Below are 20091 nucleotides of genomic sequence, written 5' to 3'. Positions count from 1 at the left end.
GTTAACATCAGTTAACGAAATAAAAAGATACAAAAAAGGCTTTAGTACAACTTTTATTAGTCTCACTAAAGCCTTTTACAAAGCATTTTTAAAATTTATTTCTTTAATTCTGCAGGAACTTCAATTTCCTCTACAATGCCTGTTTTAACACCATCTTTCAATACAGAGATTTCAACACGTCTGTTAAAACGCCTTCCTTCTTCGGTGTCAGAACCGTCTGCTAGTGTGTTTTTAGCAATAGGATCTTTCTCTCCAAAGGTTGAAGTCTGGATTCGTGAAGATTTTATACCCTTACTTTCCAAATAGTTTTTGGCCGCTGCGGCTCTTCTTCGTGAAAGTGCAGCATTATAAACATCAGAGCCTTTAGCATCTGTGTAGGCATTAAGTTTAACCTTATATTCGGGATTTGTATTTAAAACAGCGACTACCCGGTCAAGGTCGGCGGTTGCTTGTGAAGTTAGATCCGATTTATCGAAATCAAAGAAGATCGATTTTATTTTTTCAGTTGCTACCGGAACAGCTTCTTTCATGGCTGTATCAACTCTAGGTGCAGTCATGGTATCTGTTGATGAAATTTTTACCGAATCAATCGGCTTAATTACAGGCACATTGGCTTCTTCACTTTTCTTCTCACAACCTCTCCACCATACGAATAGCGCTAATAGCAGCAATGGGAGTATTATCCACCACCATTTGAATTTGCCTTCAGCCTCGGCCGCCTTGGGAACAACAATGGGAGCTGCCACAGGAATTGTCGTTGCTGCTGGGGCCACTGAAGCAGCGGCTATTGGTACCACATATTTTTCAGCACAAGAACGACCAACTTCTCTTCCTGATTCATCTTTTAGTATTTTAATGCGGTGTCCAGCTTTATCAATATATTCATATTTGCTTTCGTCATTGCGATGTTTTAAGACCATTGCAAGTTCATCCTGCAAATTAACTTCCTTATCAAATCCTTCTGAGCGGAGTAAAACTTTGCCCTCATTGTTATACCACACAAAGTAATATTGACCATTTTTTTCAAATTGGGCTATTCCATTTTCATCTGGTTCAAAGCCGGTATATTCATGGCACGCAAGGTAATCGTCTTCTTTGCTACCTGTTAATGCAAGTGCCGGCGGTGCCAGTAATGGGAACAAACCAAACAATCCTTGTTCATCATCAATCGGACAGCTTCGGGCAATTTCTTTTCGGTTCGCAGCCAGCAATGATATAATACGGGTGCCGTTAGTAAAATGACGGGTTTTATAGCGTTCAGGTATATCTTTATTATTTATGACAGCCTGAACACCATTATCCCGGGCAGGCATTGATCCGTAACCCTCACTTCTTAAAATTACATTGTCCTCATTATCGACCATGGCAAAATAGTGTTGTCCGTTGGAATGAGTAAATGTGGTGAAGCCCTCGAAACTAGATTTTGGATGTCCCCGGTAAGCACTGCATGACAAGTAATTGTCTTCGCCATTAGTATCCGTGGTTAGTGTTTGTAATGCGGCTGCGGCTTTTTTTCTTTCCGAAGGTAAAAGCGCCATAGCTTCAGCTTCTGTATCAAAAAAATCGGTAATGGCAATTTCCTGATAATTGGCAGCGGTAAGACTAAGGTAATATTTACCGTCATTAGTCGTACTCAGTTTATAACGTTCGTCAAGATCCCGGTTGTTAACTACTGAATTTATGCCATTATTAAGGGCTATTTCTGAAGGATATCCTTCACTGATTAATAAAACATTAGCATTTTCATCCTGCATGGCAAAATAATACAAGTTGGTTTGTTCGTCTTGAAAAGCAGAAAAACCGGCTACCGATGAGGCGGGTTTGTTTTTGTAGCGTTCGAAATTTAGATAGTCTTCTGTATTCATATTGAAATGTTTAAGATGCTTTAAAAATGAAGAGGGTTCACAATGATGGGGATTAGCGTGCCTTGAATGAAAGAAACAATGTTTTGAGTTGCGAAGGGTAAGTTTAAGTCAAGTTACAAAAGTGCGACACAATAAATAATACCTGTCTTGTATGGAAGTTGGTTTACCCGAACAAGAACTCAACTATAAGTTAACATTTATTCTGATATTCAGCAAATTGTCAATTAAAACAGCAATAATTTATTAATGGTACTTTCATAATAAATGGGAATCTGGCATCAAGAGTCAATGCTTGTCTACAAAACCATGTTGTTGGTCGGCATAAGGATTAAAATAACAGCTTAAAAGCTATTTTTGAAATTATTAATTATACTAAAACTGCATTGGGAGAGTTAAAGAATATTCGTGTCATTTTAATTCACGTGATTGCGTGGATAGGAGTTTTTACTATTCCGGAGTTGTTAAGACCTGATATGCCGGGGCTGCAATCCAAATTTATTTCTCTTCATCACATTCTTACCTTCAATCTTCCTCTTATAGGTTTCTTTTATTTAAATGCGTATTTTCTTATTCCGAAGCTTTTAAGGAATAGACCGCCTTATGTGTACATAATTTCAGTTTTAGTAATTATAATCTGCATGGTATATGCAGATTCATTGGTTAAGAGCGGGATACCTTCACCGAGCAGAATGCGACCACCGCGTGGTGGCCATGGCGAAATGCGAATGTTCTTCACCTTTCCTCTGCTGTTTATGTGGGCAGTTAGCACCAGCTATCGGTTTTTTATTGATCAGCTAAAAACCGACAGAGAAAATAAGGAGCGAGAAAATATTCACCTTAAAACAGAGCTTTCTTTTTTACGATCACAGATTAGTCCGCATTTTATTTTTAATATTCTAAACAGCCTGGTAGCGTTATCTCGTAAACGTCCGCAACAAGTGGAACCGGTTATTATTCAACTTTCCGATATGATGCGTTACATGCTCTATGAGAACGATGAACGAAAAGTGAGTGTAGCAAGAGAAATAGAATACCTGGAAAATTATATCGACCTACAAAAACTACGATTCGGCGATATGGTAAAGGTTAATTTCTCTGTTTATAATGATGCAGGCAATAAAATGATAGAACCCATGTTATTGATTCCATATATTGAAAATGCTTTTAAGCATGGTGTTGGACTGATTAATAATCCTGTAATTGACATCCATTTGCGAGCCGAGGGGAATGAATTAGCATTGACTGTTCAAAACCGTTTTAACGATAACGATCAGAAAGATGTTAGCTCTGGCATTGGTCTGAAAAATGTGGAAAGGCGCCTAAAAATATTGTATGATAAACGCCACCAATTACGTTTATCAAAAGATGAAGAGTGGTTTAAAGTTGATTTGAAAATTGAACTTGAATAAGCCCTCAAAAACACTGCATAACTAAATTTTAAAGTCAAATTCATAACATGAATTGCATTGCTGTAGATGATGAACCATTAGCATTAGAGTTGCTGGCAGATAACATTGCGAAAATCCCTTTCTTAAACCTGATAGCCACCTGCCGAAATCCTTTTGAAGCGATGGAAGTGCTGAACAACGAGCAGGTTGATCTCATTTTTATGGATATTCAAATGCCTGGCTTAACTGGTGTCCAGTTTTTACAATCGACTTCCATAAGCCCGTTGGTGATATTTATTACAGCCTATGAGAAATATGCGTTAGAAGGTTATAGCTTAAACGTTGTCGATTATTTGCTGAAACCAGTTGCTTTTGATCGCTTTTTAAAAGCCGTAAATAAAGCGTATGATCTATTCAATCTTAAGAATAAGAATAATGCTGCTATAACGAGCCCACCTGATTATCTATTTATCAATTCTGAATACAATTTAGTTAAGGTTAATTTGGGTGATATTTTATATGTGGAGGGGTTGAAAGATTATGTAAAAATATTCATCAGTAAACAGGAACGCCCCATTTTATCGCGAATGAACATTAAAGCGATAGAAGAAAAGCTGCCGACAGGTAAGTTTATCAGGGTGCATAAATCATTCATTATATCCACTAATAAAATTGATTCCATCAGGAAAAACCGCATCAGAATTGGTGAAGCGGAAATTCCGTTAAGCGATAATTTTAAAGATGAACTGATGAAATACATTCATCCCGACAAGAGTTAAAATCGGCACATAACCGAACTTTGTCGTCACATGAAGTCATAGCGTCTATTTCATTTTAGGAGTTTATTTATTCAGGTCATTTTTGGAAAGTAAACAGACCTGAATGAATAGAAAATTAATTTTATGCCTCGTTTTGACGTTGCTATGTGTTAAGGCGCTGAAAGCCCAAACACGACTCAAAGACGTATTGCTCTCTAAATACTACCGGGGATCACTTGCCTCAGTTTTTGACAGTATAGCTGTTGATCATAATCTGAAATTTTCTTTTGATCGTGAGCGTATGCGGTATTCCTTTGCCGAACGCTATGCCGATATGCCTCTTGATGTGGCATTGAAATACATTTGTCTGGAATATGGACTCAAGTACTACGTAGGCGCTGATAATGTCATTTTTGTGCTTGATAAGAAGCAAAAGATCGATCCGATAACGATGGCCAGTGCCACACAGCAAATTGGAGAAAAAGCAACCATTGCTGCTGTAAAGCATAATTACATTTTAACCGGACGAGTAATTGACGCCAGCAGCGGCGAATCACTGCCCTATGTTAGTATTGGAATTAGTGGAACCAAGTTGGGAACAGCCACCAATGCTGATGGTTATTTTACCTTGAACAAAGTGCCTTCAGATACATCAACGCTGGCCATCAATTATTTAGGCTATAATAAAACCTCGGTACACCTTAATCCGGATCTTCCTAAAACAGGTTTTATCATCGAATTAAAACCCGATAATGAATTAGAAGAAGTGCTTGTAGTTGCCGATAAAGAAGAGCTGATGAAAGTCTCGGAAAAAGTGAGTATGATCAAAATGTCGCCTCAAAAGCTGGCTATGTTGCCCAATGTAGGTGAAAAGGATATTATGCGGTCTTTTCAGCTAATGCCTGGAGTTTCTGCCAGTAATGAATCCTCATCTGGTTTGTATATACGAGGAGGAACACCGGATCAAAATCTTATTGTTTACGATGGATTTACAGTTTATCAGGTAGATCATTTATATGGTTTTTACAGTGCCTTTAACTCCAACGCCATTAAAGATGTGCAGTTGTTTAAAGGCGGGTTTGAACCTAAATATGGTGGCAGGCTTTCAAGTGTTACCGAAATTACCGGAAAAGAAGGCAATAGCAGAGGTTTTAATATCGGTGGCGATATTAGTCTGCTAAGCTTGAATGCATACGTAGAGTCGCCGTTAGGAGATAATGTAACATTGCTTTTGGCGGCTCGACGTTCTTATAAAGGACCGTTGTACAACAAGATTTTCAATAAGTTTAATAGCAGTAATAGTTCAACAGCTCAGCAACGAGCTCCTATGGGAGGCGGACCGGGAGGTCGGGGAAATGCATTTGATAATGCCACAACTGTTTCGTCTTATTTCTATGATTTTAATGGAAAGTTTACCTATAAACCATCAAAAAAGGACGTGCTTTCATTGAGTATTTACAATGGAACCGACAATCTTGATAATTCACAAGAATCAAGCGCCCCAAGTTTTGGAGGAGGAGGGGGAGGCCGCGGATTCGGATTTAATGTAAATGATGTGACCAATTATGGTAATCTAGGTGGAAGTTTACGCTGGGCACGCAAATGGTCGGAACGCTTTTTCAATACTACTGTTTTAGGTTATTCTAATTATTATAGTGATCGTGATCGTTCGAATTCCAACACGATAACAGATGAAGACGGTAATAGTCGGGATATTAAAACCGGAACGTTGGAAAATAATGACCTGAAAGACATCACTTTTAAATCGGATTTTGAATATGCCTGGAGAAAGGATAATAAGTTGAAATTTGGAGCTTACGGTATCAATTACGCTATAAAATATACTTACAGCCAGAATGATACATCTACAGTACTAGACAGGCATACATCCGGAAACGTGGCCGGAATCTACATTCAAGATCAGCAATTTTTGTTAGGTGATAAGCTTTCTCTTGAACCCGGCCTGCGTTTCTCTTATTTTGATCAAACCTCAAAAACATATACCGAGCCTCGTTTAACTATCAATTATAAACTTAATAACAAGTTGATGATTAAAGCGGCCACGGGTAAATATTATCAGTTTGCAAACCGTGTGCTACGTGAGGATGTACTTTCCGGAAGCCGTGATTTCTGGATATTATCCGATAATAATAATGTTCCGGTTAGCTCAGCTACACATTATATTTTAGGGGCTTCGTATGAAACACATCAATACATATTCAGTGCTGAATATTATTATAAAGATTTAAAGGGAGTAACTGAATATTCATTACGTTTTAATCCGTCGAGAGGAGGTGTTTCTTATGAGGAGAATTTTCTCAATGGTATTGGGTATGCCCAGGGAATTGAATTCTTATTGCAGAAAAAAATAGGCCATTATAACGGTTGGATCAGTTATTCAATTGGCGAAGCCAGAAATAAGATTGAGGCCTATTCGCCTAATTATTATGCTGCTAGTCAGGATGTGCGTCACGAGTTAAAAATCGTGAATATCTATAAACTTGGCCGTTGGAATTTTTCAGGAGATTGGGTGTTTGCTACTGGACGACCATATACAGCTCCGCAAGGAGGATATGAAATTACTTTGCTTGATGGAACCACACAAAGTTTTATCAATATAGGGGCTAAGAATGGCTCGCGCTTGCCTGATTACCACCGGTTAGACCTGGCTATTAATTACGAGTTACGCGGAGCCGACTCCGGAACCAACATTGGTTCTATTGGTCTTTCTTTTTTCAATGTTTACAACCGAAAGAATGTTTGGTACAAAGAATTTCAGATAGCCGATAACCAGGTTGTTGAAACCAATGTGAATTACCTCGGCCTTACACCAAACCTAACCCTAACACTTAAATTAAGATAACATGAACATACAGTTAGTTAAGTATGATCTGGGCATACTGAAACGGTATACATATAAGCTGAAGTTTGTTTTTATACTGATTATTACGGCTCTACTTTCAGCCTGTGAAACGGAAGAAACAACCGATCTTGCTGCAATTGATAAACCAGTTGTTGAAGCCTATCTTGTTCCCGGCCAGGTAGTAAATGTGCATATTACTCAGCAAATTGGTTTCGGAACGGCAGATACCGCACAGGTTCCCATAAATGATTTATCTGTTTTTATAGCTGACGGCACTAATGAATATCCATTAGTAGATGTGTCGGATGGTATTTATCAATCGGGCTCAGAGCTGGCAATTTCTGAAGGGAAAACGTACACTTTAAGGTTCAATTATAAAGATAATATAGTAAGTGCTGAGACAACAATTCCAACCAAACCACAAAATTTTGCAGCATCGGCAACCACGTTTACTGTTCCTGTGTTTGATATGGGTAGTGGCGTACGCCCCGAGTTCCCTGATCCAATAAAATTAACATGGACAAATCCTGCCCATGATTATCATTTGATCGTAGTGCAAAATATAGAAACTGCTCCAACAGCAATAAGCTTTGGATTTCCCGGAGGTGGAAGTTCGTCAACAGACCGGCGGCCGATCTTCCGAAATCAACCTGACCAAGGGGGAACTTATGATCTGAATCTTCAAAGTTTTAGTTATTATGGTAATCATAAGTTAATTCTTTATCGGATCAATCCTGAATACGCTGCATTATATCAGCAATCAGGGTCCAGTTCTCTAAATCTTAAAAATCCATCCACAAATATTAAAAACGGCTTAGGCATCTTCACCGGGATCAATGCCGATACATTGTCATTGAAAGTGAACTAGTTATAAAAATGTATGAAATCGATAGTGAAATGTGCCATAACCGCGTTAGTACTGTTTTCAGCGTGTTCTTCAGGTAAACAGGCAACCAGCTCAAAAGCAACAGAAAATAATCAGGTAGATGGCATTCCGACTGAGTGGGGACAGCCTATCCGTTTTACGGATACAGATAGTGGAATTGAATATGCGATGGCTAATAATGATCGTTATTTATTTCTCATTTTTCGTATTATCAATCCTCAACTTGAAATGAAAATGCTTGTTTCTGGAGCTAGATTATGGTTTGATGCTAATGGAGGAACGAGTGAGCATAATACAATTGAATTTCCTTTAAAAAAATGGGATGCCGCCTCCTATTGATCATGAAAAAAACAGGGCAATCATGATGGAAGATCTTCTTCTTCAGAAAAGAGAGTCAATAATAAGTGGATTTATCAAGACTCCTCAAGGCGAAAAGGCCTTGGATAGTATTGGAGAATTTCAGTTGAAACTACTGATCAATAATGATGAAAGTTTAGTTTATGAGGCCGCTATTCCATTGGCTAACTTGTATGAGAAGGACGTAACTCCTAATAAAAAAACACTGACTATCGGTTTTAATATTAACGGATTTAAAATGAGTGATTCAAAACCTGAACGTGGAACAGGGAATGGATTCCCTCCAGGTGGTGGAAGAAGACCCGGTGGTTCTGGAGGAATGGGAGGAGGGATGCCAGGAGGAAGAGGAGAAATGGGTGGTGGTCCGCATGGTGGACATGGTCAGGGAATGCCACCTCAAAATGGAATGCGTGGGCAAATGGATGCGTTATCAAAAGAAACCAAATTGAAATTTAAAGTAGAGCTGGTTAATTAATCAGGATATAACTTTTTTTCTGTTTTGATTTAAACCCTTTTGCTTTTGATCAATCTCATTAGCATTGGGGTTTTTACCGTAATAAGGAATTCAAGTTCTTATTCTCATTTAATGCCTATTGACTGCGGTCGGCAATAACGATTCTCTAATAAGAATGGTTGAATTTCCATTTTAAAACTATTAAGAAATAACGGTTGAAAAGTAATTGAAAATATGAATGATATAGCTCAGGTATAACAATGTTTTTACAATGCTATATGATTATCAAAATTAACTTTGAGACCTACGAAAAAATCCATGAAGAAAGTTTTACTAACAGTGTTATGCGGTCTGTTGGCTGCCAGTGCTTTTGCACAATCCTCCAAAGGAACCGGGAAGATCAGTGGAGTTGTTATCGATTCAATAAGCAAGCAGCCGATTGATTTTGCCACTATTGCTTTAATGCGGATAGCTGATGCTAAATCGATTAATGGCGGATTAAGTGATGATAAGGGTGTTTTTAAACTAACCGGAATCCCCAACGGTGATTATAAATTGGTGGTAACCTTTATTGGATATAAAACCACAGCCACCAAAAAAATAAGCATTACAGATCAGGATAATGATATTAAAGTAGGCAAAATTTTGCTGCAGGCTTCCGGAAAGCAGTTGGACGAGGTTACTGTAGTAGGGCAGAAGGAGTTGGTGGAGAATAAGATAGATAAAATGGTATATAACGCCGAAAAGGATGTTACTTCTAAAGGCGGCGATGCAGGTGATATTCTTCGTAAAGTACCGATGGTAAGTGTTGACCTTGACGGAAATGTTGAACTTCGCGGAAGTTCAAATGTAAAAGTATTGATCAACGGAAAACCTTCAACTATCGTAAGTAATAACGTTGCTGATGCGATGAAAATGATTCCTGCCGATCAAATTAAGAACATTGAAGTAATTACTAATCCTTCAGCAAAATATGATGCGGAAGGAACCGCAGGTATTATCAATATTGTAACCAAGAAAACGGAAGTTGCTGGAGTTACAGGAAATATCAGTTTAAATGGTGGTACTCGTTTTAATCGCGGAAATGGAAGTATCAATTACCGTAAAGGCAAACTGGGATTAAATGCCGGTGCCAGTGGTATGTATTTTATTCCTGCTGACGGGTCGACTACGTTTTTACGGAATAGCTTTATTGCTGATACCGTAAGAACCAACAATCAGAATGGTTCGAACAGGAGCGGAAGAAATGGTGGCAACATGAACTTTGGATTTGATTATGATCTTACCAAAACCAGTACATTAAGCAGTAGTATCAAATACAGCCAATGGAAAAACGATAATGAGAATGTTGTGTTGGTATCAAACTCTGACAATTTTGATGGATTGCGGAAGCAATACAACCGTAATTCAGAGAATAATTTCAAACGTTCAGGTCTTGACTGGAGTACAGATTACCGTAAAACGTTTGCCAAACCTCAACAGGAACTTAGCCTGAGTTTCCAGATGAGTAATGATGATAATAATACCATTACCAATTCATTATTTGATGGTATTGTTGCATTTCCTGACAGTGCAGAAAGAAGCTTCAATAAAGGTAAAAACCGTGAGCTAACCTTTCAGGCTGATTACGCTCAACCGTTATCCCAAAAGGTATTGCTTGAAGTAGGTGGAAAAACTATCCTCCGTGATATTACAAGTAAATACGCTTATGAAGTGTTAAGTCCTCAGGGCAATTACGAGCCAGTAGCTTCCCGTAATAATGAATTTGATTACACCCAGAATGTGTATGCAGGATATGCATCATTTAATGTAACTTTTAACAAAAGCTATTCATTAAAAGCAGGTGGTCGTTTAGAACGTACTGAAATCACCGGTGATTTTACATCAACTGAAGGTACCAGGGTAAATAACAGCTATAATAACTTTGTGCCAAGCATAACCTTACAGCGTTCTTTTAAAGATATGTCTTCGCTTAAGGTGAGTTATAGCCGTCGTATCCAACGACCAGGTTTAAGAACACTTAATCCATTTATTGATGCAACTGACCCGCAGAATATTTCATTTGGTAATCCATTTCTATCACCTGAAAAAACCAATTCATTTGAGTTAGGTTATTCAAAGTTTATGGGTAAAAGCTCGATCAATGCCTCATTGTATTATAAAAAGACCAATGATGTAATTGAAAGTGTTGTGTCTACGTTAGATAGCGGAAGAATTTCGGCTACCACTTATATGAATATTGCAAGTAGCTCATCTGTCGGTTTAAATCTTTTTGGTTCATTGCAGATCGGTCAGCGCTTAACGTTGAGAGGAAATGTGAATGTGTACACCTACAATGTCGATGATCCGAATGTAAAGACTACTTACAGCAGCAACAGTATTTTGTATAGTGTTAATGCGAATGCTTCATGGTCGTTGCCAAAAGATTTTGCAATTGAAGCATTTGGAATGTTTAACTCCCCTCGTAGAACAATTCAGGGAGAAAATCCTTCATTTTCAATGTTTAATATTGGTTTTAAGAAGGATTTCATGGAAAAACGTGCAAGCATAGGTATGAACTTATCGAACCCGTTCAATGAGTATCGTGACTTTACCAGCAAAATCAGTGGAAACGGATTTGATCAGTCGAGCCAGACTTCTGTGCCGTTCCGTTCAATTGGTATTTCCTTCAGTTATCGTTTCGGTAAGGTTGATTTTAATCCTCAACAGAAAAAAGGAAAGCCTGGAAGCAAGAAATCGGGTGTTAATAATGACGATATAAAACAAGATGGCGATGCTCAACAGCAAGGCGGAATGTAATGTATTTTACAGCAGTTAAACTTTCATCGCCCTGATTTCAGGAGTAAACCTCAATCGTTAGTTCGACTGAGGTTTTTTGTTGCATATAAGTTACTTTCTATTAAAATAGAATAGTGTAATATTGTCCCCAATTATAAAAACACATACATATCTAATGAATTTTAAAATTACCTATTTGATTGGTGCATGCTTGTTTTTTGCAACAGCAGCCCATGCTCAGGTTGATACAATTTTTACCAATAATGAAAAAATTGCTTGCAATGTTAAAGAAGTTACTGCCGATGCAGTGAAGTACGTATATCCTAATGAGGACGTTATAAATACTGTTTATAAAAATACTATTTATAAAATAGCTTTTAAATCGGGTCGGACCCAGACTTTCGCCGAACAAACAAATTTTAAGGAGTTAAAAAGTGTAGAGGATTTCGATATGATTGCGATTGCCCATGTTGAGGCGGAAACCAACGGACTTTTTAAGTTAGATGCTGTTAGTGCAAAGGCAAAAGGAACAACAGTTTACTCGAGTATGACCCGGGTAAAAGAAAGAGCTTATAAAAAGCTCAAAATTTGCGGGGCAATGAACGGTGCCAACCTTATTTATTTAACACAGAATCTGACCGAAGGAAATAGATACGGAAGTCAGTATACACCAGGCTCTTCAACAGAAACAAACGTTGCCGGAGTAGCATATTCTAATAAATTGCCAAATGCAAAGAAGTTTGAAACATTAACTGCAGGACAGAAAATATTTGTTGCTAACGTAATGTATAAACTAGGGGATTCTGATCCTGATTATACAAAATCGCAAACTAATGTAGCATTAGAAATTCAGGAGGTTTTAAATGAGGGAGGTCTGATCTTCTTAGTCGGAAAACTTGATGGTGAAAAAACTACGAAATTCAGAGTTTCTTATTTAACTGATAACTCATTCAGCATTGTTTTCAAAACAAAATCTGCTATTTACAGCTATAGCTTTAATGTTGATGCGATCTGATAATTGTATCATTTAAATAAATAGACCTCAGTCGTTAATCCGACTGAGGTTTTTTGTTGAATCAGTTTTCCGGGGTAAGTCTATCTTAGTATACCTATTTATTTTATTGAACATTTAGAAATGGAAAAAACTGACTCGCTATTTATTAGCATTACCGATAGAAGTAAAGTATTTAATTTATTGTTAAAACTGTCGCCAGATGCAACTCCTGTTTTTGGATCAATGACGCCTCAACATATGATTGAACATTTGATTCAAACGATCAGGTACTCAAACGGAACGGATACTATTTCTCTTTTGTATGAATCAACTAAAGCCGGACAGATAAAGACAGGCGTAATCTATACGGATAACGAACTTCCTAAAGGCTTTAAAAGCCCTTTGCTACCTAAGGACGGACTTGCTACGCTTCAATATGTCGATTTGCAAACTGCTATTAATCAGTTAAGAATTGAGTTGGAACAGTTCGATCAGTACTTTAAAGATAACCCGGATGCAAAACCTGTAAACCCATTAACCGGTGAGCTTGCATTTGAAGAATGGCTCGTGTTTCATGGAAAGCACTTTACTCACCATTTTAAACAGTTTGGTTTATTGTAGAATTCTCATTGTAGAGAGGAGACAGTAGAACAAAATTTGTCATGCTGAGGCACGAAGCATCTGTTTTTTTCATACATTGAACTTACAGATCCTTCGTTCCTCAGGATGAAAAGACTAATCAGATCTCCTGAAGCCCTTAGTTCTTGAAAATGTTGTATAGTGTCACTTTTGCAAGGAAGTTCCCCTTTAGGTGGCAGGGGGTTTCTCAATAAAAATAAAACTTTCAAAATATTTTGAAAGTTTAGAAAGTTTATTACATTTGTACATGGAATTAAAAGAAGCAAGAGAAAAGTTCATACAAACCTGGGGAGCATTAGGCTCTAACTGGGGAATTAATAGAAGTATGGCACAAGTACACGCACTTCTTTTGGTTTCGCCTTCGGCCTTGAGTACAGAAGATGTAATGACTGAGTTGAACATTTCTCGTGGTAATGCCAATATGAATTTGCGTGATTTGATCGATTGGGGGTTGGTTAGCAAAGTGATTAAATCTGGAGAGCGCAGAGAGTTCTTTGAAGCTGAAAAAGACATGTGGAAAGTGGCCATGCAGATTGTGAAACAGCGTAAAAAACGAGAATTGGATCCGGTGCTAAAAGTAATGCTTGAATTGAATAATGTGGAAGGTGATAAAAGCAGCGATGAATATAAAGCTTACAGCCAGACCATAAAAGGGATTACCCAATTTTCAAACAAAGCCGATTCTGCTCTCGAAACCTTCTTGAAAGCGGATGAGAGTTGGTTTTTGTCCACTTTTATGAAAATGCTCAAATAGAGCACTTTTTTTTAATATAAACTTTCAAAAATTATTGAAATTACTGAATATAAAATCATTTCAAACTTTTAAAATCTAATAATATGAACTACATTGTTTTAACCTACCTGATCTATCTTCCTATCGCTGCCTGTTTAACTATTTGGGTAGGAAATACGTTGTTTAAAAACGGTAAAGTATTTCTCGTAGATATCTTTCAGCAGAATAAGGAATTGGCAGATGCTGTTAATAAGCTATTACTGGTTGGCTTTTATTTATTGAACATTGGTTATGCCGTGTGGGCAATGAAGGTTTTTGACAATATTGTAACCACGCAAGGGGTAATTGAGGTGTTAAGTGAGAAAATTGGAGCCATCATTTTGGTTTTAGGGGTGGTACACTTTACCAACATTATTGCGCTTTATAAACTTCGTAAACGTACGGTTTCTCACTATAAAAACTTTGTTCAGCAGCAAATACCTGTAAATGACTAATCGCTATCTCGATGAAAAAAATGATTATAGCCGGAGGAAGTGGCTTTCTGGGACAAAACCTGGCAAGTCACTTTAAAGAGCAGTTTGATGAGATCGTGATTCTTTCACGAAAGATATCCTGTTCAAAGGAAAATGTAAATGTTCGTTTTGTACAATGGGATGGTGTTTCTCAAGGCGAATGGAGTAAAGAACTGGAGGGAGCTGCGGTGTTGATTAACCTGGCGGGCAAAAGTGTGAACTGCCGGTATAACCGGGAAAATCAACGGAAAATACTGTATTCCCGGCTTAATGCAACGGGGGCATTAACAATTGCCATCTCCAACCTGGTTCAGAAGCCGAAAGTATGGTTAAATGCAGCTTCTGCAACTATTTACAGGCATGCTGAAGATAAGGATATGACAGAAGCGACTGGAGAATATGGAGAAGGTTTTTCTGTAAACGTTTGTACTGCCTGGGAGAATGCTTTTTTAAGCGCAAGTATCCCTTCAATAAGGAAAATTGCTTTGCGAATTGGAATTGTTTTGGGCAAAGACGATGGTGTGTTTATCCGTTTTAAAAACCTGGTAAAATTTGGCTTAGGGGGAAAGCAAGGTAAAGGAACACAGTTTTTTAGTTGGATACATGTAGAGGATTTTTGCAGGAGTGTGGAGTGGTTAATTGATCATGAGGATCAGGTTGGGATTTTTAACATTACAGCACCTGCGCCTGTTACTAATCGTTTCCTGATGCATCAATTCCGCAGAGCGATGAACTGTTCGATAGGTTTGCCTTCACCAGAATGGATGCTTAAAATCGGAGCAGTATTAATAGGAACTGAAACAGAGCTGATTTTGAAAAGCAGGAGGGTGGTCCCTGAACGACTTGTTGAAAGCGGATTTGAATTTAGTTATCCGACCATTCCGGTTGCATTGAGAAATTTAATTTGAGCTATAGTGAATATTAACATAATATTGTCATCCTGAGGAACGAAGGATCTGGATGTTTAATGCCTCCAAACAAATAGATGCTTCGTTCCTCAGCATGACAAATAATGCACAGGCAGTTGTTTTTGCCTTGGAATGACATACATTAAAGTAGAATTTATTATGCTAATAGCTTTTCAACATCTAGCTCGTTATAACTATCAATAAAAGCAATAACATTATCATATTGCTCAAACTCATCTTTTGTATGCATTACCGTATTGATAACAACTGTTTTCATACCCGCATTCCTGGCCGCTTCAACACCTTTCGGAGCGTCTTCAAAAACAATACAATCTTCGGGTTTGGCATCCAAAAGTGCAGCGCATTTTAAAAACACTTCCGGATTGGGTTTACTTTCAGCAACATCATTAGCACTTACGATAGTAGAAAAATAATGACGAATGTTAAGTCCGTCTAATACAAAATCGATATTAATAGGAATAGCAGCGGTCCCGATGGCCATTTTAACCTGAGCAGCCTCTGTAGTTCGAAGAAAATTGTCAAGGCCGTCAATTAATTTTAAATGTGAAAGGAATGCCTTTTGATAACGTTTTTCCTTTTTCAGAGAAATGGCATCCATCTCCTCTTGTGTAAATCTGCCTGCTCCAAAAACACGAACTAATAATTCGTCATTTTTACCGTACATCTGCTTATCAACTTCAGCTTTGGTTAAGCCTGCGTTCAAATCATTGTTCAGTATATCAAACCATGCAACAGAATGAAATGGCATATCGTTGATCATTGTGCCATTCATATCAAATAAAAATGCTTTACTCATTTAGCTATTAGGTTTTAGCGGTTAGCTATTAGCTGATTTCTAAATAGCCAATACTAACCGCTTATTTATATTCTTATTAGCCGTAAGGTTTATGCGTATTAGTCATTAGCTAAAAGCCAACTGCTAATAGCTAATAGCTAACCGCTATTCGCTAATTCTTCTTAATCGTTTTTAAATTAAGCAGGTTTAGGGCATTGGTTCTGTATCCGGTTATATTGTTCTGGTACATGTTAACCAACTGGTCGTAGAATAGTATCACTACAGGCGCTTCCTCCATTACCAAATTATCCATCTCGCGATACAACTCATAACGGATAGAGTCATTGGTTTCAAAATAAGAACGCTCAAATAGCACATCAAATTTCTTGTTTTTAAAACTTGTGTAGTTTGGCCCAATCGGAACGTAATTTTTGGAGTAGAAAACTGATAAATAATTCTCTGCATCCGGATAATCGGCAATCCACGAGCCCCTGAAAAAATTCACATTCTTCTTAGCGATCATTTCCCGAAGGCTGGCCATTGGTTGCACTTCAACCTTGGTTTTGATGCCGATTTCACTTAACTCGCCTTGTACATATTCAATCAGGTCACGATAAGTGGTTGAAGTATGCAGTGTAATTTCAGGCAAACCTTCCCCATTCGGATGTCCCATTTGCGCCAATAATTGCTTAGCCTTTTCGGGATTATATTGATAGCCCTTTACCTCATTTTCATCAAATCCCGGCATTCCCTTAGGGATAAATCCTTGATGTCCGGGAGTACCAATACTGTTTCTTAAATATTTCACCATTTGTTTGCGGTCGATTGCATAATTAACCGCCTGACGAAAACGCTTGTCTTTAAACGGACTGTTTTTTACAATAGCCATTGAACTGTCTACCAACATCCCCAGGTATTCTGTGTTTAGGTATGGGCCTTTTATCAGCTTGAATTTGCCGTTGTACTTTTCCTGTAATTTTCCGGATTTGGTTAAAATATCGTCGCGATAGCTGCCATCAATGCTGTTAAAGAAATCAAGGTTATGTTTCAGAAACTCCATAAAGGCCGTTTGTTTATCGGCAATAAAAGTGATTTTCACTGCATCTAAATAGGGGAGTCGGTCATTACCCAGTTTTTCCCAATAGCGTTCATTTTTAAGAAAAACCATAATCTCACCCTCTTTCCAGTATTTAAACTTGAAAGGCCCCGTACCTACAGGATGATTTCTGAAATCTTTACCATAAAACTCCGCCACTTCATAAGGCACTACTGAACAATATTGAGCCGTTAATAAACTTGGAAATGCAGGGAATGGTTTTTCAAGATTGATACGAAATGTAGAATCATTTACCGCCTCAAAAGGTTTCTGGTGGTTAATCTTATCATTAAATATCCATGCTCCGGCAGAAGCAATTTTGGGATCAACAATACGATTAAAACTATAAACAAAGTCGGATGCAACTACTTTTCTCCCTTTGCCATTAATAAAATGTTCATTGTCGTGGAAATAGACATCATTTCGCAAGTGAAATGTATAAGTACGACCCTCGTTATCCAGCTCAAAACTTTTTGCAACTGCCGGAACAGCCTTTAAACTGTCATTCAACTGCAACAAACCGTTAAAAAGCATATTTACTCCCCACAAATTAAATTGCGTTCGGGCGAAAGCAGGGTCAAGAGAAGTAATTCCCTGATCCAGGTTTATATTGAAAACCTTTTTATCAGCATTATCCTTATTGCCTGAACACGAAATGGTTAAAATGGTAAAGGAGAAAATAGAAAGAATGAGAACAGACTTTTTAAAACAGTTCATGTATGCTGATAGGGATTTTTATAAGAGAATAACGAATTAGAATCGGTATTAATAATTCATTATTCAACTTTCATAATTAATTATATTCTACTTTTGCAACGAAAATAAGCTAATTCATTTAAAATATGCATAGCCGCTCGCAACTATTGGCAGATGTTCCTGCCGAACTACGTGAAGACCTTGAAACCCGTATTGATATTATTGAACATAAACTTAAGTATGTAACCGATAAACCTAGCATTGCCATTGTGGAAAGCCTGGATCCGTTGAAATTGGCAACTGTAGATGAAGAGTTACTAGGTTTAGCAGGCGGAACAGCAATAAAGGCAGAGGATGCATCATTATGGAATGATCTGAAAACGATTGATCCTGAAATTTTGATTTTTGCAATAAAAGGAAACTCAATTCCTCAAACGCTTTCAGCTGTTTTTGAAAAAGTACCAATGGAGCTTTTAGGCGAATTGTTTGCCATGAAAAGCAACCGTGTATTTATCGCCGAATCAGAAAACTTTTATAATGTATCAGGAGAGAAATTAGTTGATCACCTCGAACTTGTTGCCGAAATTATCAATCCGAAGCAATTCTATTTTGGTTTTGAGGGTAATGGATGGGTTAAATTAAGTATATAATTACACTGATTTAAAGGAGGATTATACCGATTAAAATAGGATTACATCAATCTTAAAAAATAATCGGTGTAATCCCATCAATAATAAGTGTAATCTAAAAAGTCAAAAACTTATCCGCCTGATCATTCATAAACTTTAATGTAGTTTGGCAGGTAACATGTCCTTCTGCATCAAGCACCGTATTAATTCTTGGGATATGAATGCGCATTGGTAAAACGGTAAGGCCGATATAATTACAAATACCGGTAAAGTGCTCTACTCCGCGGATATTTCCATAGGTTCCGTCGGCAAGACCAACCAGCGCCGTTTTTTTTCCCGAAAAGCTTTCCGGAAATTTACAACCATCAATAAAAGTTTTCAATACTCCCGGGAAACTGCCATTATATTCGGGTATTACAAAAACAAACTTTTGAGTTGCACTTACCAGGTCCTGTATTTTTTGAAACTGTTCACTTCTTCTACCATACAAATCAGATTTTATCATATTATCGGGTAAATCTGTGAGTGAAATTAAATTTGCTTCAACACCTCTTTGAGTGAGTAAATGCTGGTAAAATTTAGCTATTAATAATGTTTTGCTATCGTGACGGTTGGTGCCGGCAATAATTGAAATCATATGTTGAAATTTATCGTGGTAACAGTTCTTTAATTGTTTTGTTTAAATTGTATCTTTAGGCGCTTTAAAAACGGCAGCAAAGCTAATTAAAATTACTGTAATGCCGCTAAATAAGCCTAATAGAGCAATTTAAACAGTTAAACATACCAGCTAAATGAGTAAGATTATTGCGCTTGCCAATCAGAAAGGCGGAGTAGGTAAAACCACATCAGCCATCAACCTTGCTGCCAGCTTAGGGGTGCTTGATTTTAAAACCTTGTTGGTCGACGGCGATCCGCAGGCAAATAGTACTTCAGGTACAGGCTACGATCCACGTAGTATTAAGTCAAGTGTTTATGAGTGTATCATTAATGATCTTGATCCAAAAGAAGCGATTATTAAAACCACAACTCCTAATCTTGATTTATTACCAGCCCACATCGACCTTGTCGGCGCTGAAATTGAGATGATCAATCTGCCAGAGCGTGAGTTTAAAATGAAAAAAGTACTTGATTCAGTTCGTGATCAGTATGATTTTATCATTATTGACTGTTCGCCTTCATTAGGTTTGATCACTATCAATGCATTGGCAGCAGCAGATTCAGTAATAGTTCCTGTTCAATGTGAATATTTCGCCTTGGAGGGATTAGGTAAATTGTTAAATACAATTAAGATCGTTCAATCTCGTTTAAATACTAATTTACAGATTGAAGGTATTTTATTAACAATGTATGATGTTCGTTTACGTTTGTCGAACCAGGTGGTGGAAGAAGTGAAAACACACTTCCAAGACTTAGTGTTTGATACAATCATTGCGCGTAACACTAAATTAAGTGAAGCACCAAGTTTTGGAGTTTCGGCCATTATGCATGATGCATCAAGTAAAGGTGCGGTTAACTATTTAAATCTTGCACGTGAAATGCTTCGTAAAAATGGGGTCGCAATTGACGCCGGAGTTGAAGTAGGACACGATGCCGAATAAACAACTATTGACCGAATTCACTAAAAAAGGTTTTTTATTACCTTTGCGGCAAATTATCGGTAAATAATTTCTGAGAAAATAGCTAACCCCAGCCATTATGGCTGGGGTTATGCAATATTTAAGCTTGCAAGAAAATTAGAC

At 37.6% G+C, this 20091-nt stretch carries 18 protein-coding genes; 14 read left to right on the top strand and 4 right to left on the bottom strand.

The window, feature by feature from the left end:
* Window positions 1–95: 95 nt before the first annotated feature.
* The gene (locus SOLCA_RS22470; protein ID WP_014681161.1) at window positions 96–1865 is read right to left on the bottom strand and encodes a DUF1508 domain-containing protein; all 1770 of its coding nucleotides are present in this window, start codon (window positions 1863–1865) and stop codon (window positions 96–98) included.
* 689 nt (window positions 1866–2554) lie between these two features.
* On the opposite strand from SOLCA_RS22470, the gene SOLCA_RS14210 reads away from it, so the two are divergent.
* The 12 genes from SOLCA_RS14210 (at window position 2555) to SOLCA_RS14155 (ending at window position 15135) form a co-directional block, all read left to right on the top strand.
* Window positions 2555–3274, top strand: a complete 720-nt coding sequence (locus SOLCA_RS14210; RefSeq protein WP_157604576.1) for a sensor histidine kinase — start codon at window positions 2555–2557, stop codon at window positions 3272–3274.
* Window positions 3275–3321: 47 nt separating this feature from the next.
* Window positions 3322–4032 carry a LytR/AlgR family response regulator transcription factor gene (locus SOLCA_RS14205; protein WP_014681159.1) on the top strand — a complete coding sequence of 237 codons (711 nt, stop codon included), beginning with the start codon at window positions 3322–3324 and terminating at the stop codon, window positions 4030–4032.
* 103 nt (window positions 4033–4135) lie between these two features.
* Window positions 4136–6874 carry a TonB-dependent receptor gene (locus SOLCA_RS14200; protein ID WP_014681158.1) on the top strand — a complete coding sequence of 913 codons (2739 nt, stop codon included), beginning with the start codon at window positions 4136–4138 and terminating at the stop codon, window positions 6872–6874.
* Between the two features lies 1 nt (window position 6875).
* Window positions 6876–7742: a DUF4249 family protein gene (locus tag SOLCA_RS14195; protein ID WP_014681157.1), complete on the top strand. Its 867-nt coding sequence runs from the start codon at window positions 6876–6878 to the stop codon at window positions 7740–7742.
* A gap of 12 nt (window positions 7743–7754) precedes the next feature.
* On the top strand, window positions 7755–8099 hold the full coding sequence (locus SOLCA_RS14190; RefSeq protein WP_014681156.1) for a hypothetical protein: 345 nt from the start codon (window positions 7755–7757) through the stop codon (window positions 8097–8099).
* The gene (locus tag SOLCA_RS22465) at window positions 8083–8592 is read left to right on the top strand and encodes a hypothetical protein (protein WP_014681155.1); all 510 of its coding nucleotides are present in this window, start codon (window positions 8083–8085) and stop codon (window positions 8590–8592) included. Before SOLCA_RS14190 ends, SOLCA_RS22465 begins: the two co-directional genes overlap by 17 nt.
* Window positions 8593–8889: 297 nt before the next feature.
* Window positions 8890–11370 (top strand): outer membrane beta-barrel family protein, encoded by a 2481-nt coding sequence (locus SOLCA_RS14180; RefSeq protein WP_014681154.1) that lies wholly within the window; start codon window positions 8890–8892, stop codon window positions 11368–11370.
* Window positions 11371–11524: 154 nt separating this feature from the next.
* Complete coding sequence (locus SOLCA_RS14175) at window positions 11525–12364, top strand: hypothetical protein (RefSeq protein ID WP_014681153.1); 840 nt, start codon at window positions 11525–11527, stop codon at window positions 12362–12364.
* A 120-nt stretch (window positions 12365–12484) separates the two neighbouring features.
* Window positions 12485–12964: a hypothetical protein gene (locus tag SOLCA_RS14170; protein WP_014681152.1), complete on the top strand. Its 480-nt coding sequence runs from the start codon at window positions 12485–12487 to the stop codon at window positions 12962–12964.
* Between the two features lie 265 nt (window positions 12965–13229).
* On the top strand, window positions 13230–13736 hold the full coding sequence (locus SOLCA_RS14165) for a GbsR/MarR family transcriptional regulator (RefSeq protein ID WP_014681151.1): 507 nt from the start codon (window positions 13230–13232) through the stop codon (window positions 13734–13736).
* An 83-nt stretch (window positions 13737–13819) separates the two neighbouring features.
* Window positions 13820–14209, top strand: a complete 390-nt coding sequence (locus SOLCA_RS14160) for a hypothetical protein (RefSeq protein ID WP_014681150.1) — start codon at window positions 13820–13822, stop codon at window positions 14207–14209.
* A gap of 11 nt (window positions 14210–14220) precedes the next feature.
* Complete coding sequence (locus SOLCA_RS14155; RefSeq protein WP_014681149.1) at window positions 14221–15135, top strand: TIGR01777 family oxidoreductase; 915 nt, start codon at window positions 14221–14223, stop codon at window positions 15133–15135.
* A 157-nt stretch (window positions 15136–15292) separates the two neighbouring features.
* On the opposite strand, the gene SOLCA_RS14150 is transcribed toward SOLCA_RS14155, so the two are convergent.
* Window positions 15293–15952 carry an HAD family hydrolase gene (locus tag SOLCA_RS14150; protein ID WP_014681148.1) on the bottom strand — a complete coding sequence of 220 codons (660 nt, stop codon included), beginning with the start codon at window positions 15950–15952 and terminating at the stop codon, window positions 15293–15295.
* A gap of 151 nt (window positions 15953–16103) precedes the next feature.
* Window positions 16104–17744 carry an ABC transporter substrate-binding protein gene (locus SOLCA_RS14145; protein WP_014681147.1) on the bottom strand — a complete coding sequence of 547 codons (1641 nt, stop codon included), beginning with the start codon at window positions 17742–17744 and terminating at the stop codon, window positions 16104–16106.
* A gap of 125 nt (window positions 17745–17869) precedes the next feature.
* Between SOLCA_RS14145 and SOLCA_RS14140 the strand changes: the two genes are divergently transcribed.
* A complete protein-coding gene (locus tag SOLCA_RS14140) occupies window positions 17870–18373 on the top strand; it encodes a substrate-binding domain-containing protein (RefSeq protein WP_052308600.1) in 504 nt (167 codons plus the stop codon).
* Between the two features lie 94 nt (window positions 18374–18467).
* On the opposite strand, the gene SOLCA_RS14135 is transcribed toward SOLCA_RS14140, so the two are convergent.
* On the bottom strand, window positions 18468–18989 hold the full coding sequence (locus SOLCA_RS14135) for an NADPH-dependent FMN reductase (RefSeq protein ID WP_014681146.1): 522 nt from the start codon (window positions 18987–18989) through the stop codon (window positions 18468–18470).
* 154 nt (window positions 18990–19143) lie between these two features.
* Between SOLCA_RS14135 and SOLCA_RS14130 the strand changes: the two genes are divergently transcribed.
* Window positions 19144–19950, top strand: coding sequence for a ParA family protein (locus tag SOLCA_RS14130; RefSeq protein WP_014681145.1), 807 nt, complete (start codon window positions 19144–19146; stop codon window positions 19948–19950).
* The last annotated feature ends 141 nt before the right edge of the window (window positions 19951–20091 follow it).

Origin of the sequence: Solitalea canadensis DSM 3403, assembly GCF_000242635.2 — a bacterium.
Classification (GTDB): domain Bacteria; phylum Bacteroidota; class Bacteroidia; order Sphingobacteriales; family Sphingobacteriaceae; genus Solitalea; species Solitalea canadensis.
This window is presented reverse-complemented; position numbering and strand designations above follow the sequence as displayed.